19 protein-coding genes and 2 tRNA genes are annotated in these 14396 nt (G+C 40.9%); 13 read left to right on the top strand and 8 right to left on the bottom strand.

Features of this window, described 5'->3' with window-relative positions:
• Positions 1-18 precede the first annotated feature (18 nt).
• Complete coding sequence (locus ACFODW_RS09590) at positions 19-468, bottom strand: DUF2507 domain-containing protein (RefSeq protein WP_390305743.1); 450 nt, start codon at positions 466-468, stop codon at positions 19-21.
• 306 nt (positions 469-774) lie between these two features.
• Here ACFODW_RS09590 and ACFODW_RS09585 point away from each other — a divergent pair, with 306 nt between their 5' ends.
• From ACFODW_RS09585 to sdhB, 3 genes are read left to right on the top strand one after another with little or no spacing between them, the layout of a single operon-like run.
• A complete protein-coding gene (locus ACFODW_RS09585) occupies positions 775-1395 on the top strand; it encodes a succinate dehydrogenase cytochrome b558 subunit (protein WP_390305741.1) in 621 nt (206 codons plus the stop codon).
• 31 nt (positions 1396-1426) lie between these two features.
• Positions 1427-3193 carry a succinate dehydrogenase flavoprotein subunit gene (sdhA, locus tag ACFODW_RS09580; protein WP_390305738.1) on the top strand — a complete coding sequence of 589 codons (1767 nt, stop codon included), beginning with the start codon at positions 1427-1429 and terminating at the stop codon, positions 3191-3193.
• Complete coding sequence (sdhB, locus tag ACFODW_RS09575) at positions 3193-3960, top strand: succinate dehydrogenase iron-sulfur subunit (RefSeq protein ID WP_390305736.1); 768 nt, start codon at positions 3193-3195, stop codon at positions 3958-3960. The genes sdhA and sdhB overlap by 1 nt, the downstream gene beginning before the upstream one ends.
• A 432-nt stretch (positions 3961-4392) precedes the next feature.
• Here the strand turns inward: sdhB and ACFODW_RS09570 are convergent, their stop codons facing one another.
• Entirely contained in the window at positions 4393-4617 is a 225-nt protein-coding gene (locus tag ACFODW_RS09570; RefSeq protein ID WP_390305734.1) for a helix-turn-helix domain-containing protein, read from the bottom strand.
• A gap of 250 nt (positions 4618-4867) precedes the next feature.
• Here ACFODW_RS09570 and ACFODW_RS09565 point away from each other — a divergent pair, with 250 nt between their 5' ends.
• The 7 genes from ACFODW_RS09565 to ACFODW_RS09535 all read left to right on the top strand — a co-directional run bounded on the left by ACFODW_RS09565 (position 4868) and on the right by ACFODW_RS09535 (position 9147).
• Entirely contained in the window at positions 4868-5320 is a 453-nt protein-coding gene (locus ACFODW_RS09565) for a MarR family winged helix-turn-helix transcriptional regulator (protein ID WP_390305991.1), read from the top strand.
• 22 nt (positions 5321-5342) lie between these two features.
• Positions 5343-6164, top strand: a complete 822-nt coding sequence (gene racE / locus ACFODW_RS09560) for a glutamate racemase (protein WP_390305732.1) — start codon at positions 5343-5345, stop codon at positions 6162-6164.
• 186 nt (positions 6165-6350) lie between these two features.
• Positions 6351-7430 (top strand): GerMN domain-containing protein, encoded by a 1080-nt coding sequence (locus ACFODW_RS09555; RefSeq protein WP_390305731.1) that lies wholly within the window; start codon positions 6351-6353, stop codon positions 7428-7430.
• A gap of 249 nt (positions 7431-7679) precedes the next feature.
• Complete coding sequence (locus ACFODW_RS09550) at positions 7680-8273, top strand: XTP/dITP diphosphatase (protein WP_390305729.1); 594 nt, start codon at positions 7680-7682, stop codon at positions 8271-8273.
• A gap of 13 nt (positions 8274-8286) precedes the next feature.
• Entirely contained in the window at positions 8287-8796 is a 510-nt protein-coding gene (locus ACFODW_RS09545) for a metallophosphoesterase (protein ID WP_390305727.1), read from the top strand.
• Positions 8797-8981: 185 nt separating this feature from the next.
• Positions 8982-9055 (top strand) — tRNA-Gly (locus ACFODW_RS09540).
• 18 nt (positions 9056-9073) lie between these two features.
• Positions 9074-9147, top strand: a tRNA-Arg gene (locus tag ACFODW_RS09535).
• 131 nt (positions 9148-9278) lie between these two features.
• Here the strand turns inward: ACFODW_RS09535 and ACFODW_RS09530 are convergent.
• The 6 genes from ACFODW_RS09530 to ACFODW_RS09505 form a co-directional block, all read right to left on the bottom strand.
• On the bottom strand, positions 9279-10460 hold the full coding sequence (locus tag ACFODW_RS09530) for a site-specific integrase (protein ID WP_390305725.1): 1182 nt from the start codon (positions 10458-10460) through the stop codon (positions 9279-9281).
• 87 nt (positions 10461-10547) lie between these two features.
• Positions 10548-11102, bottom strand: a complete 555-nt coding sequence (locus ACFODW_RS09525) for an ImmA/IrrE family metallo-endopeptidase (protein ID WP_390305723.1) — start codon at positions 11100-11102, stop codon at positions 10548-10550.
• Positions 11103-11486: 384 nt separating this feature from the next.
• Positions 11487-11921 carry a hypothetical protein gene (locus tag ACFODW_RS09520; RefSeq protein WP_390305721.1) on the bottom strand — a complete coding sequence of 145 codons (435 nt, stop codon included), beginning with the start codon at positions 11919-11921 and terminating at the stop codon, positions 11487-11489.
• Between the two features lies 1 nt (position 11922).
• The gene (locus ACFODW_RS09515) at positions 11923-12369 is read right to left on the bottom strand and encodes a hypothetical protein (RefSeq protein ID WP_390305719.1); all 447 of its coding nucleotides are present in this window, start codon (positions 12367-12369) and stop codon (positions 11923-11925) included.
• Between the two features lie 123 nt (positions 12370-12492).
• A complete protein-coding gene (locus tag ACFODW_RS09510) occupies positions 12493-13056 on the bottom strand; it encodes a DUF4352 domain-containing protein (RefSeq protein ID WP_390305717.1) in 564 nt (187 codons plus the stop codon).
• A gap of 77 nt (positions 13057-13133) precedes the next feature.
• Positions 13134-13532: a helix-turn-helix domain-containing protein gene (locus ACFODW_RS09505; RefSeq protein ID WP_390305715.1), complete on the bottom strand. Its 399-nt coding sequence runs from the start codon at positions 13530-13532 to the stop codon at positions 13134-13136.
• A 160-nt stretch (positions 13533-13692) separates the two neighbouring features.
• Here ACFODW_RS09505 and ACFODW_RS09500 point away from each other — a divergent pair, with 160 nt between their 5' ends.
• The 3 genes from ACFODW_RS09500 to ACFODW_RS09490 all read left to right on the top strand — a co-directional run bounded on the left by ACFODW_RS09500 (position 13693) and on the right by ACFODW_RS09490 (position 14393).
• The gene (locus tag ACFODW_RS09500) at positions 13693-13926 is read left to right on the top strand and encodes a helix-turn-helix domain-containing protein (RefSeq protein WP_390305713.1); all 234 of its coding nucleotides are present in this window, start codon (positions 13693-13695) and stop codon (positions 13924-13926) included.
• Between the two features lie 13 nt (positions 13927-13939).
• Complete coding sequence (locus tag ACFODW_RS09495; protein ID WP_390305710.1) at positions 13940-14089, top strand: hypothetical protein; 150 nt, start codon at positions 13940-13942, stop codon at positions 14087-14089.
• A 79-nt stretch (positions 14090-14168) separates the two neighbouring features.
• Complete coding sequence (locus ACFODW_RS09490; RefSeq protein WP_390305708.1) at positions 14169-14393, top strand: helix-turn-helix domain-containing protein; 225 nt, start codon at positions 14169-14171, stop codon at positions 14391-14393.
• Positions 14394-14396 lie beyond the last annotated feature (3 nt).

The following is a 14396-nucleotide window of genomic DNA, read 5'->3' as shown; positions in this document are numbered from 1 at the left end:
AGAGAATTGCTGCTTTTGCTATTTAGCGGAGACGACTGAAAACTCCACTTGATGAATTTTTTTATTGATTTCTTCTATGCATTCACATTCCGTGTCCTTGAGTTGATGTAAGGCTTCAGCAAGAAAACCTGCTTCCATACGAAACTCTGCCTGGAAGGAGGTGGAACTAAGCCGGCGAACTACAGCGTCGGCCAGCAGGTGGAATGTCATTTCTCTTTTTTTCTCTTTAACCAGCTCTAATTTTCCCCACCCAAATTTTTCGAACAGGTAATAAATATCTTCCAGTTGTTCAATCTGAAATTTCCTTGCGAGGTTTCTTCCCATAAAGTAAAGAAGTGTATGGGATTCGGCACCTAATATTTCCGGCAAGCCTATATAACGCAATATATCATAACCTGCTCCAGTGGTGTGGAGTTCTTCCAACTGGGACAGCTGAATTAATTCCTGTTTTTGTATCAATGGGGACATCCTTTCCTGGTTAAACGGTATCAAATGTATCTCAAGCAAGTATTCTATTTATTTCTATTCTATATTATCTATATAAATATCACATTAAGCAAGTGCCCATTTTATCCGTCTGAAATTCTTTCTCTTAATCTCAAAATCTAAACCGGCTTTTCTTGACGCTTTATAAAGATAGAAGTACAATAAACATGTTATTAATTTTGCATTATTAGACAATAAACCAAAAAAAGTGATAATTGTCTATTTTCGGTGGTATTGTCTATGTAATCGCAACCAAAAACTATCAGGTTAAACTAAGGGGGGAGAATCATGGCAGAACATCGTGAGTTTGGTTATAGGAGGCTGCACTCTCTGCTGGGGGTAGTCCCGATCGGTATCTTTCTGCTGCAGCATTTGGTTGTAAACCATTTTGCTGTATATGGGGAGGAGAGTTTTAATGCGGCAGCGGGTTTTATGCATGACCTGCCATTCAGACTGTTGCTGGAAATTGTAGTTATTTACATTCCGATTTTATTTCATGCCATTTTAGGGGTTTACATTGTATTTACAGCACGGAACAATGTAAGCAAGTATGGCTACTTCCGCAACTGGATGTTCAAACTGCAGCGCTATACGGGTGTTATTACGCTGGTATTCATTGCATGGCACGTTTTTGAGACCCGCGTACAGATCGGGCTTGGAAATGCGGACTTGGACTATAGCTTGATGGAAGGCATCCTGGCGAATCCGTTCATGTTCTGGTTCTATGTGATTGGTGTAATATCAGCCGTATTCCATTTTGCCAATGGTCTATGGAGCTTCCTGGTAACATGGGGATTCACGCAGTCACCTAAATCGCAACAGATTGCTACATATGCAACAATTCTTGTGTTCTTGGGAGTAAGCTATATTGGAATCAGATCATTGATCACGTTCGCGTACGGAGTGTAAAGATAAAGAAATTAGGGAGTGAGTTACCAAAATGAGTAATCGCAAAGTCGCTGTTGTCGGCGGGGGCCTCGCCGGATTAATGGCAACCATAAAAGCAGCTGAAGCAGGGGTTAATGTTGATCTATTCTCCATTGTACCCGTAAAACGATCTCACTCTGTGTGTGCCCAAGGCGGTATTAATGGAGCTGTCAATACTAAAGGGGAAGGCGATTCACCTTCTATCCACCTTGATGATACCGTTTACGGTGGAGACTTTTTGGCCAATCAGCCGCCGGTGAAAGCAATGACGGATGCCGCGCCGAGCATTATACATATGTTGGATCGTATGGGGGTTATGTTCAACCGTACGCCTGAAGGCTTGTTGGATTTCCGCCGCTTCGGCGGAACCCAGCACCACCGGACAGCATATGCCGGGGCTACTACAGGGCAGCAGTTATTATATGCTTTGGATGAACAGGTTCGTCGTTTTGAAGTGGAAGGCCTTGTAACGAAATATGAAGGCTGGGAATTTCTCGGTGCTGTCCTTGATGAAGATGGTAGAGGAAGAGGAATTGTGGGTCAGGATATTAAAACCCATGAAATCAAATCGTTCCGTTCCGATGCCGTGATTATGGCCACCGGAGGGCCTGGGATAATCTTTGGTAAATCTACCAACTCCATGATAAATACCGGGTCTGCTGCAAGTACGCTTTATCAGCAAGGGGCGAAATATGCAAATGGTGAATTTATCCAAATTCATCCGACAGCTATACCTGGTGATGATAAGCTGAGATTGATGAGTGAGTCTGCGCGTGGTGAAGGTGGACGGGTATGGACCTACAAGGATGGAGAGCCTTGGTACTTCCTCGAAGAAAAATATCCTGCATATGGAAACCTTGTACCGCGTGACATTGCAACACGTGAGATATTTGATGTCTGTGTCAATCAAAAATTAGGTATAAATGGGGAGAACATGGTTTACTTGGATCTATCACATAAAGATCCTAAGGAGCTTGATGTCAAGCTTGGTGGTATTATTGAAATCTATGAAAAGTTTGTAGGCGAAGATCCACGCAAAGTACCGATGAAGATATTCCCTGCAGTCCATTATTCCATGGGTGGTCTTTGGGTTGATTATGACCAAATGACTAATATTCCAGGTGTGTTTGCTGCGGGTGAATGTGATTATTCACAGCATGGTGCAAACCGTCTGGGAGCAAACTCCCTACTTTCCGCGATTTACGGCGGTATGGTCGCTGGCCCGAATGCTATCAAGTATATTGATGGCCTGGACAAACATGCAGATGATATGCCGGATGAATTGTTTGATGCCAGAGTCAAAGAAGAGGAAGAAAAGTTCGAAGCAATGATGAATATGGATGGGGAAGAAAATGCTTATCGCCTTCACCGGGAGCTTGGTGAATGGATGACGGATAATGTAACGGTTGTTCGCGAAAATGATAAACTTCTAAAGACAGATGAAAAGATCCAGGAGTTGCTTGAACGCTGGAACAATATCAATATTAATGACACTTCACGTTGGAACAACCAAGGTGCCATGTTTACCCGTCAACTGAAAAATATGCTCCACCTGGCCCGCGTAATAACCATTGGAGCATATAATCGAAATGAAAGCCGAGGAGCGCATTTCAAACCTGAATTCCCTGACAGAAATGACGAAGAGTGGTTGAAGACTACCATCGCGGAATTTGATGCCAACAAGGAATCTCCGGTATTCAGGTATGAAGATGTTGATGTTTCTCTGATTCCACCACGTAAGCGTGACTATACCAAAAAAAGCGAAGGGAGTAAGAAGTAATGGCTGAAGAACAACAAACGGTTACTTTTATCATTACGAGACAAGACAGTCCGGATTCAGCTCCTTACGAAGAAACATTTAATGTCCCTTACCGGAAGAATATGAACGTAATTTCCGGTCTGATGGCAATCAGGGAAAATCCCGTAAATGCCGATGGTAAAGAGACAGCACCGGTGTACTGGGATATGAACTGCCTAGAGGAAGTCTGCGGTGCCTGTTCCATGGTTATAAATGGAACGGCTAGACAATCATGCGCTGCACTGGTGGACGAATTGGAGCAGCCTATTCGATTGGCTCCAATGGATACATTCCCCGTTGTACGTGATTTAATTGTAGATAGAGAACGTATGTTTGATGCCCTTAAGCAGGTCAAGGCTTGGATTCCGATTGACGGAACACACGACTTGGGGCCTGGGCCAAGAATGCCGGAGAAAAAGCGCCAATGGGCTTATGAACTTTCCAAATGCATGACCTGCGGCGTCTGCCTGGAGGCATGCCCGAATGTTAATGATAAATCCAATTTCATTGGTCCGGCTTCCATTTCCCAAGCACGTCTTTTCAATGCCCACCCAACAGGGGAGATGAATGCCAGTGAGAGACTGGACGGCCTAATGGAAGACGGTGGTATAGACGGTTGTGGTAATGCACAGAACTGTGTCCAAGTGTGCCCGAAAGGGATACCTCTAACCACTTCGATTGCTGCGATGAACAGAGCGACAAACATCCAGGCATTCAAAAACTTTTTCGGTAGTGACAATGCACATTAATAAAGATAATCATGACCCTGGCCAATAAGTGGTTAGGGTCATTTCTTATTCCTGGCGAGTGTAAAAAAAGTGTAAGTGTGTAATTACATAGCAGAGACTCCGACAGCCTCTGTGAAGAGTCTTCAAAATACTTTTTGATAAGGACAATCTACTTATGTAGCTTCCGCCCTCATTGTATATCCCCTCTGACTTCCGTTATATGTAGTAACTCTGACGATAAGCAACTTTATCGGGCCGTGACAGGATTATGCATACAAACGGGAATGGCGCCGACCTTAACAAAAAGATAAAATACAAATACCAAAAGGTAGGGAGTTGGCCAAAAATAAAGTGAAAAACCGGCTTCAGATGTGAAACCGGCTTTTCAACATGTCAAGCTGCGGCTGCACCTCTTCAGATGTATGCATACCGCATGGTTTGAATCTCACCCAGCTAGAGTTTTAACTCTCCCATGCGAAGCAGTTCGACCACAGCCTGTGATCGCCCCTTTACTCCTAATTTTTGCATCGCATTTGAAATATGGTTACGGACCGTTTTCTCTGATATAAATAATTCTTGGGCAATTTCTTTTGTTGTTTTGTCTTGTACCAAGAGTTCAAATACTTCTTTTTCCCTTTTGGTCAATAATTGCTTCGGTTTGTATTCGCTGTCCTTCAAATGTTAACCCCTCCTTGCTGGTATAGAGCTGCGTATGAAGGGAAATTATTTAGTCTTTATAGCTTATGATAAAAAGTTTAATCGGTGCGTATGTAGGCAGTAAATAGGTCGTTAGCCAATTTTTTATTCTGTCGAAGTGTTTTTTCTGATATAATACTTAGCAATGAATATCATTTGCTAAATGGGAATGTGAGTGCTCATCCGCCGCAAAGGTGGTCCCTTACGTTGAATGCCGATTTTAGGAGGGACTGTGTTGGAAAACGATCTATCAACAGATGTAATAGTAGATTTAGAAAAAAGGCTTCGATATATTTCAGGAATCATTAAACAAAATGGGAGAAAAATTCTTGATAATTACCCGATTACTTCTCCACAGTTTATAGCCCTTCAATGGTTGATGGAAGAGGGGGATCTCACAATTGGTGAATTATCCAACCGAATTAGTCTTGCATTCAGCACGACTACAGACTTAGTCGACCGCATGGAACGTAACGAATTGGTGGAAAGGGTAAAGGACACAAAAGATAGGCGTGTCGTGAGGATCCATTTGCTGGAAAAGGGAAGCACCATAATACAGGAAGTCATTGAGAAGCGTCAGGACTTTCTTGGAGGAGTACTTGAGGGATTCACGGATGAACAGACAGAAAATCTGAACGAATTATTAGGTTTACTGTATACAGAAATGAAAAAGCATAAAAAATAAAGCATGTAGAAGAGGGATACAGGTGGAACGAGCAATAGGAGTAATAGATTCTGGGGTTGGCGGCTTAACTGTAGTACTGGAACTGATGCGCCAGCTCCCAAAAGAGAAATTGATTTATTTAGGGGATACAGCCAGATGCCCCTATGGCCCGAGGTCCGCGGAGGAAGTACAAAAATTCACCTGGGAAATGGTTGATTTCCTCATGGACAAAAATATTAAAATGTTGGTGATTGCATGTAATACTGCAACTGCCTTTACATTGAACGACCTTCAGGAGAAATTGGATATCCCTGTAATAGGAGTGATACAGCCAGGTGCACGGGCAGCAATCAAAAATACCCAAAATAATCATGTTGGTGTAATAGGGACGGAAGGGACTGTTTCCAGTGCCGCCTATACAAAGGCGCTGCAAAAAATAAAGCCCGAGTTAATGGTGGATAGTCTAGCCTGCCCTCTATTCGTACCTATGGTGGAACAAGGGGTTTTGACAGGCCCAAAAGCAGAGAATGTGGTGGCAGAAACACTTCAGCCGATGAAGCACAATGGTATGGATACTTTAATTCTAGGGTGCACCCATTACCCGCTTCTTAAAGACACCATTCAGAAAGTGATGGGGGAGTCAGTAGCAGTTATTTCATCCAGTGAAGAAACAGCTGCAGAAACAAGTACTATATTGGATGTTCATGAATTATCCAGCAAGCGGGAAAAGAGCCCGATTCATCAGTTTTATACGACGGGTGATCTTGATATTTTTATTGAAATATCAAAGAGTATATTCGAAAAAGATTATGCCCTGATGCTCACCATTCAAAAAGTAGAGATAGCGGAAAGTCAGAAGGCCTGAACCTGAGCCTTCTGACTTTTTTTATTTTTTCTTTCGATGGATCCCCTAAGACAATGCGCCCTATGGTTATCTTTTAGCCCCACTATCGCTACTTGCATTAGCATTTACGGATTCAATATTGATTGGTCTAATTTCCTTCTTAGCTCGTATACATAATAGTACAAACCAACAATAGGGGGGAAGTACATGCGAAAACAGCATATACTATGGTCAGGACTAGTAGTTCTCGCCTTTATATTAGCTGGGTGCTTTCAGGGAGAACAGTCGATGGAGGAAATGGATGCCCCGGAAAATGCTGAGCCGGTTGATAATTTGGAAGACATAGATTCAGAGGCCACTGAGGAAGGCGAATCCGATACTGAGGTTGAACCCGCAGAGGCGGCAGAGACAGCTCCAAGGCAGCTATATTTAATTGATGCCAATGGAATGGTAGCTTCTCAGACTTTCGAATTGCCGGTAGAAGCTTCAAAAGAAGTAGCTTCCCAGGCACTTCAACATCTGGTGAAAGGAGGGCCCATTACTCCAATGCTGCCAAATGGCTTCCAGGCAGTATTACCTGAAGGTACGGAGATACTCGACTTGAACCTTCAGGAAGATGGCACCATAGTGGTGGATGTATCCCAGGAATTTGCGAATTATAAAGCGGAAGATGAGCTGAAGATCCTAGAGGCAATGACTTACACGTTGACACAGTTTGAAAATGTAGAAAGGATGCAGCTCAGAATGGATGGTACTCCATTAGAAACCATGCCTGTTAATGGTACACCTCTTGGTGAAGGTTATTCTAAATCAAACGGCATTAATATCACTGATTCGGATACTGTAGACCTGGTGGATAGCAAGCCAGTCACGATGTACTATCCTGCCCGGCAGAACGAAAATCGATATTATGTCCCAGTAACTCAATATGTCTCAGGCGGGGAAGAAGAAATATATGCCTCTATTGTGGAAAGTCTAATCGATGGTCCAGGGTATCAAACAAATGTGACACAGGTTTTTAATGAGCAGACAGGGTTAGCGGCTGCTCCAGTTTTGAAAGACGGGGTACTCGAACTGAAGTTTACCCATGAACTATTAGCGGAGGATGGCCAGCCGGTGATTTCCGACGAAGTTATGGAAACGATTGTCCGTACGATGACTGAATTGCAGGGAGTAGAAGCAGTGGATGTTGAGGTGGAGAATGTGGACCAGCTTGTAAACGAAAATGGAGAAGTGTACGACGAGCCGGTAACAGGCGAGACTTTCCTGCCGTCTGAAAAGCTGTAAGCAGAAGATGCATTCGCAAACGCTGTTCAACTTAAATATACGAAGAAACTAATATCTATAAAAGGGCTGGGTTACAGCCTTTTTTTATTTGCAGCATAAATGCATGATAATGATTAAGGGAAAGAAAATATGTTAGACTGAGGGATAGGACAGGCGGATAAGGAAGGCGAGACACCCCTAGCTGAATGTATGAATGAAAGATCCGTTTTCGTTGTTGTGATGGAAAATGGAAGAACCAGGAGGCATCTGATGAAGGAGATCATTATTGCAACTAAAAATGATGGGAAAGCAAAAGAGTTTAAAGAATTATTTTCTGCATATGGGATACATGCCCGGTCACTATTGGACCTAGAGGCGGAATTGCCCGATGTAGAAGAAACCGGCACTACTTTCCGTGAAAATGCGGCACTGAAAGCGGAGCAGACAGCATCATTGCTATCTGTCCCCGTCATGGCAGACGATTCTGGCCTGATGATAGATGCGCTTAATGGTCAACCAGGGGTATATTCCGCAAGATATGCAGGCGGACAAAAGGATGACCAAGCGAATATAAACAAAGTGCTGAATGAGTTGGTGGATGTACCGGGAAATAAAAGGACGGCAAGATTTGTCTGTGTCCTTGCCATCGCTGTTCCAGGGGAGAAAACAATCTTCCGGGAAGGATTTTGTGAAGGTTATATTGCCAATGGGAAATCTGGAGAAAATGGCTTCGGATATGACCCCATTTTTGTTCCGCGGGGTTTTGAGAGAACAATGGCTGAGCTGTCAAAGGAAGAGAAAAACAGGATCAGCCACCGAGCTGTAGCCTTGAAGCAGCTCAAAGACTGGTTGGGAGAACAATAGGAGGGTTTTCTATATGACTAGGGTTTTAATTCTGAGTGACAGCCATGGACTTACGGAAGAGTTGGTTGAAATTAAGGAAAGGCATACAGTGGATTATATGATTCATTGTGGCGATTCGGAATTGGAAATGGACGCTCCCGAAATGGAACGATTTTATATGGTGGGTGGAAATACGGACATGGACAACCGTTTCCCTGAGGAACTGACCCTTACCTTTAATGGTCTTACCTTCTTTATAGCACATGGTCATCGGCATAATGTGAAAGGTAACATCATGACAATTGCATATCGGGCAGAAGAGGAGAATGCACGGGTGATCTGCTTTGGACATACACATTTGGCCGGGGCAGAAAAACTTGGCAGCCAATTGCTTATAAATCCCGGAAGCATCCGGCTGCCGAGGAACCGCAGCGAGAAAACGTATGCTATTATGGAATGGGAAAGCTCTGAAGAGATCGAAGTAACTTTCTATACGGTTAGTGGAGAAGTGGTTCAAGACCTCACATACAGAGTATCTTTGTAATCAATCGCCTGTGATCAGCACGGCTGTTCATAGGCTTTTAATTTATTTAGGATAAAGTGTTGACAAAATCAACGAGTAGGCATATAATAATTCTTGTCCGCTTAAAAAACAGGAAATTAATTGCGGGAATGACTGGAAATTCATTTTCATATGGGTACGATAAATACATAATCATCTTGATCCATGCGGGTGTAGTTTAATGGTAAAACCTCAGCCTTCCAAGCTGATGACGAGGGTTCGATTCCCTTCACCCGCTCCAGACAAAATAAAATGATATGTCCCAGTAGCTCAGCTGGATAGAGCAACAGCCTTCTAAGCTGTGGGTCGCAGGTTCGAATCCTGCCTGGGACGCTAAAACAAAAACCACTGAAACTCTTGGCATACAAGGGATTCGGTGGTTTTCCTTTATGTACGAAGATTAGAAAACCAACCCCATTTTTGCCCAGTTGGGGTTGGTTTGGGGTTGGATTTATTTTTTAGTGCTATTTTGCCTCTTTTTTAAACATTTCTCCGATATAAGCTGCAGCTAACTGATCATCATCATCTATACCGTGACCATAAATATCAAATGTAGTTGTAATACGGGAGTGACCAGCACGATTTTGTACTGCCTTCGACCGCAACCCTTTACTACTTAAATAGGTGAGGGACGTATGCCTTAGATCATGGAAGCGAATCCGTTTTAATCCCAGCTCTTTAAATTCACCGCTATCCATAAACCGTCCCCACCACTGACTGATGCTATCAGGGCGAATCGGCTTTCCGAACTCATTTGTAAACAGAAATAAATGTCCTGGCCACTCTCGGTATTCACCGGCCTTGAAATCCTCCTGTTTACGGATATGAATGATTTTCTTCAGCAGCACCATAAGCTCTTCCGGCAAGGAGACAAATCTTTTTCGCTTGTTCTTAGTTTCTTTCAAAGTGACGCCTATTTCTTTTTTCACTGTTAAAGCCTGATTGATGTGTATGCCTCCCCGGTCAAAGTCTACATGTTTTTCCTCGAGGGCGGCGATTTCCCCCTGTCTGGCAGATGATGAGAGGGCCAGTGCTACTATTACCTGCCATCTGAAGGGCAACGTCTGTAAATGCTCAACAAATGTGAGCAGCTCCTTCACACTGTATATTTCGGTCTCCTCATGTCGCACGGTCGGAATGGCGATATCTTCTGCGGGATTGTCGGAAATCCACTTCATCGTTTTAGCAAAGCTCAAAATACTATTGAATGCCTTGTAACAATTATTAATGCTGGAAGAGGAGAGGGGCCCCTTTTTCCCATCCAAGCGTGCTCCATCTTTCTTTAAACTGTTCACAAAGTTCAATACATGAATGGGTTTAATGTGTTCAAGCTTCATATGTCCATACAGAGGCAATATACGCTTGTTGAGGATATTTATATACTCTTGCTTGGTTCGGGGCGCCAGGTCGTCCTCTGTGACGTTCTCAAGCCATTCTTTGTACAACCTTTGCAGGGTTATATTCTCTGTCTTAATATATTTACCGGTCAGTATTTCAGATTCAAACATGGTGAGCATTTTCTTGGCCTCAGTTTGATTTTTTGCTTTGACTGTTTTTCTTTCTCGGATGGGTGTGCCTTTTTCGTTATAGCCGATAGTCACTACTAATCGAAAACTGTTTTTCCCTCTTCTTTCTACATGTGACATACAGACAATCTCCTTTTCATATATTAATAGCTTTAGCATAATGTTTTCCTGTGTATTTTTAGTACAGATATTGAATACATTTACCTTTTAATACAGCTGATTCATTATGTTGGTTGATGAATGAATATACTCCGAAGTATTTTTCTCTGCTATTGCAATACTTTTGTTCCATTCCTGGTGAAATGCTGCACCAATGAGCTGCCTCTCGTACCTGATCAGTCTTTCTTCAGCAAATACCGGCGTCACTTCAAATATTTGAGAAATCTTGTATATAGCCTTATTTCTATGTCTAGGCAGCTTTATGTCTTTTAGCATGAAGGTAGGCACGCAAAAGTGGAAAGCGAAATTCCTAGCTTGGTACTCTTGCTTTAATCGAAAAGCATCAGGCATGATTAATTGGATTCCTGTGTGGAATAACGCATGACATAACTCATGGCCGAAAATTTCCTTTTGCTTTTCTTTAGAATGGCGCGGGTCCAAATTAATTACCCCTCTCATGGTGAAAGGAGGGTTTTTAAAATAACACAGCGTAATTCCGGCTCTTTCAGCAACATCATCGATAGGGTGGTCCGGATCCACCACCCCCAGTTTTAAATAAAGTTCCTCAATTGCATCTTCTAACGGTGTAGATTGATTTGTCATGAAAGACCTCCTAAACAGAATGTATGTTCGGTTAAAGGGTGTAAAATCACCCATCCCAAAAAGTGGAATGGGGCTTTTAATAAATAACTTAATTGTATATAATCAAAATAATTGACATAAATAGGGGGATATTACATGGATAGCTTAAATTTAAATACTATCTCAAATGGAGAAATAAAGGCCTTAATTTCTTTTCATATCAGTATTGATAATACTTTAAAAGATTATCTGAACGAAGGAATTTCTATTTCATGTATTTATTTGAACAGGATTCTTGTTTTTTTCTACTGAAGAAAAGACAAACATGATTACACACTTTATTACTAAACAATTAAAGTGGTGTACTGAGTATGAACTACAAAGGCAATATGAAATGAACGAGCCTTACTCTTCTTTTTGACGTTCTTCAAAGCTTGAATGGATTATTCTTACTGGATCTTTAAGATTTATATAACCTTTATTGCCTTCTGAGTATCCGCCTGTGATTTCTTTAGTGTTAACATTTAATGCCTTTTGCTCAGTCCTTGTCAAACTTTGAGAAATGGAAAGAAGTGTACTATTAAAGTTATTTAACGCAGAGGAGTTCACCCTAGTATATTCATTACTTTCACAAAGCGACATCTTTTCATATACGTTCAAAACCTTTATTTTTGCTTTAATAATATCCAATGTTCCTAATGATTCATGAGTTTCTGGGTCAATCACCTCTTCACCAACTTGGAAAATCTCAAGGATATCATCGGATTCTGCGTTATGTATTCTTCCATAATCCACTACTACTAAATATTCATCTACAATTTTTACTACTTTAAAATCCATATTATTCACTATCCTTTAATTTTTTTTCAATTGAATATCTTAGGGTGTTTATAATTCTTTTCCCTTCAATTGTTTCTGGAGAGCTAGCGTTAACTAAAGTCTCTACAACATGCGTTACCTCCTTATGTTTGTTTATCTCTTTAATATTTTTATCGTATTGGGCTGATTGCTTATCAAATTTTTCCTCAATACTTTTTTTCTCTTGTTTTAAATCTATATGCTGTTTATGTAACTCGTCATAATCACCCTTAATACTCCTCCTATCCTTTAAAATCTTAAACGAAGTAATTAAGAGGCTCAGTATTAGAAATAATGCTAATAGTATGCATACGTCTTTCCATGATTTAGTGTTTACGTAAGTGGCAATTGTAACAACTCCTATAATTAATCCAAAACTTAAGTTTAGAATATTAAAGAAGTATTGTATATAAGACTTATCTTCATCCATTGAAGTCACCTATTTCATTTACCTAAAATAAATATCTTAACATCGTCTCTTGTTATTTATGAAATATACGTTCTGATTTAATGTATAAGAAAGGGTGTACAAGTTAATGTACACCTCTTTAAGTTATTGTACTTCAGCTGTGAATATCGCTGGGTCCTCAAAAGATACTAATGGTTGGAAGTAAATTTCGATTGGCCCTTCTTCAATGCCAAAGTGTTCAACTCCCTGAATTTTCTTCCCAGGCTGTAAACTTCCCATTGTGTTATCGAGCGGATAAGATTCTACCTGATTGCCAGTGCCGTCATAAGCTTGTAAATCTCCACCAACAGAAATTTCATCTTCTTTATTATTTACAATCTCATATTCAACTTTTACTACTTGGGAAGGATCAGTCTCTGCAAACTCATTTCTCTCATCGGTAGTTGTTACGCTCTTTAGAGTGAATTGCACCCCGTCAACTTCAGCAGTGTCCCCGACTGAATAAGTTTCCTCGGAAGATGCTTCTTCTGCTGCATCTTCATCCTCGCTGCTGCTTTGGTCATTTGTAGTTTCCTCTGATTGATTTTCTCCCTGATTAGTACCAGATGTTTCTGTGTCTTCCCCACCAGTTGAAAAAACTGCTACTACTACAATAAGTGCAATTAGACCGATAACCCCTAAACATCCAAACTTCATAAATTTCTTCAAAATAATTTCCCCCTTTTAGCCTAGGTCGCTATAACTATGTATTATTTATAAATAAACACGGCTGTTAAACCGTGATATTATTCCTTCTCTTTCCTTTTCCTGGCCTTGTGGGCAATATACTCGAAGTGGTTTCGTATTTCCTCTATATCTTCTGGAGTTAGGTTCTTCCAATCATCAATGTTATGGAAGAACAAATCTTCAATACCATAATCTTCCAACATTTTTTTCATTTCTGCAAGGGAATTGTATGTTTTTTCTTTGTCGGATTCGTATTCCTTGTCTCTACCAACGAGCCAATCAACTTTCACATTATATAAATCCGCCATCTTATGTAAGGTTTCTGTGTCTGGATCTCTATAATTTCTTTCATAACCTGAAAGAGTCCCGTTTGATATACCTAATTTTTCAGCTGCCTCTATTTGCTTGTAACCAGCATCATTCCTAGCTTCTCTAAGCCTTCTACCTAGAATTTTCATTTAATACACCTCTAGAATATAATACCATTTTTAAGCGTGACGTTTAACTTTTTAAGCGATAAGCAAAATATATTTAATTAAACTATTGACTTTTGCATAACGCTTAATTATACTGAAAAATAAGTTAAGCGAAACGCATAAAGAAAGGATGTGAAATAATATGAAGATACATGAAAAAATAGAACTCATTAGACAACGGAAAGGAGTCACCAAGACGCACATCGCTAACAAGTGTAATAAGACTTCTGCTTGGTATACAGGCATTTCTAAAGGAAGAAGCAAAATTGATGTAGAAACATTACAACAGATTGCTGAGGCTTTAGAAGTAGATGTTCGCATTTTTTTTGAAGATAATTTAAGCGTAACGCTTAATAGTGAAAAGCAAATAATCTAAGGAGGCTATGTAATTGTCAAATAGATATTCATTTATTCCCGACGCTCCCGAACTTACCGAGGAACGCCGAGAAGTTGTTGAAGAGATAATTGATGTTTTAAAAAAACAAAAATTACTTTTAGAGAAGCTAGCGATATCTTGGACGATGTCGAAAGAGAAATGAAATATCGCGCGTCCTATTTACATTTATAAGTTTCATGGAATCGGGTTCCGATCTCCCAAAATTAAAGGAGGTGATATTAATGCAACGCTACACCGTCAAGGAAGCAGCAGAATACCTTGGTGTCCATACTGACACCATCTACACGATGGTCCGGCAAAAGGAGATACCACATTTCAGGATTCGTCGCCGGATTATGTTTTCCAAAGAAGCGATTGACTCTTGGATCCGCGAGCAAGAAGAGAACAATGTCGAAGCCCGGGATGAGCAAGCATCCTATCAACCTATGACTCTATCATACTATTAATTT

It is taken from the genome of Virgibacillus sediminis, from assembly GCF_042643265.1.
GTDB lineage: Bacteria > Bacillota > Bacilli > Bacillales > Amphibacillaceae > Virgibacillus_O > Virgibacillus_O sediminis.
Note: the sequence above shows the minus strand (reverse complement) of the source record. Positions and strands in the feature narration are given on the sequence as shown.

Bases quoted from the DNA above. Each gene is read 5' to 3' on its own strand.
- ACFODW_RS09590 (WP_390305743.1), bottom strand. From the start codon at position 468: ATGTCCCCATTGATACAAAAACAGGAATTAATTCAGCTGTCCCAGTTG.
- ACFODW_RS09585 (WP_390305741.1), top strand. From the start codon at position 775: ATGGCAGAACATCGTGAGTTTGGTTATAGGAGGCTGCACTCTCTGCTG.
- sdhA (WP_390305738.1), top strand. From the start codon at position 1,427: ATGAGTAATCGCAAAGTCGCTGTTGTCGGCGGGGGCCTCGCCGGATTA.
- sdhB (WP_390305736.1), top strand. From the start codon at position 3,193: ATGGCTGAAGAACAACAAACGGTTACTTTTATCATTACGAGACAAGAC.
- ACFODW_RS09555 (WP_390305731.1), top strand. From the start codon at position 6,351: ATGCGAAAACAGCATATACTATGGTCAGGACTAGTAGTTCTCGCCTTT.
- ACFODW_RS09550 (WP_390305729.1), top strand. From the start codon at position 7,680: ATGAAGGAGATCATTATTGCAACTAAAAATGATGGGAAAGCAAAAGAG.
- ACFODW_RS09545 (WP_390305727.1), top strand. From the start codon at position 8,287: ATGACTAGGGTTTTAATTCTGAGTGACAGCCATGGACTTACGGAAGAG.
- ACFODW_RS09530 (WP_390305725.1), bottom strand. From the start codon at position 10,460: ATGTCACATGTAGAAAGAAGAGGGAAAAACAGTTTTCGATTAGTAGTG.
- ACFODW_RS09525 (WP_390305723.1), bottom strand. From the start codon at position 11,102: ATGACAAATCAATCTACACCGTTAGAAGATGCAATTGAGGAACTTTAT.
- ACFODW_RS09520 (WP_390305721.1), bottom strand. From the start codon at position 11,921: ATGGATTTTAAAGTAGTAAAAATTGTAGATGAATATTTAGTAGTAGTG.
- ACFODW_RS09515 (WP_390305719.1), bottom strand. From the start codon at position 12,369: ATGGATGAAGATAAGTCTTATATACAATACTTCTTTAATATTCTAAAC.
- ACFODW_RS09505 (WP_390305715.1), bottom strand. From the start codon at position 13,532: ATGAAAATTCTAGGTAGAAGGCTTAGAGAAGCTAGGAATGATGCTGGT.
- ACFODW_RS09500 (WP_390305713.1), top strand. From the start codon at position 13,693: ATGAAGATACATGAAAAAATAGAACTCATTAGACAACGGAAAGGAGTC.
- ACFODW_RS09490 (WP_390305708.1), top strand. From the start codon at position 14,169: ATGCAACGCTACACCGTCAAGGAAGCAGCAGAATACCTTGGTGTCCAT.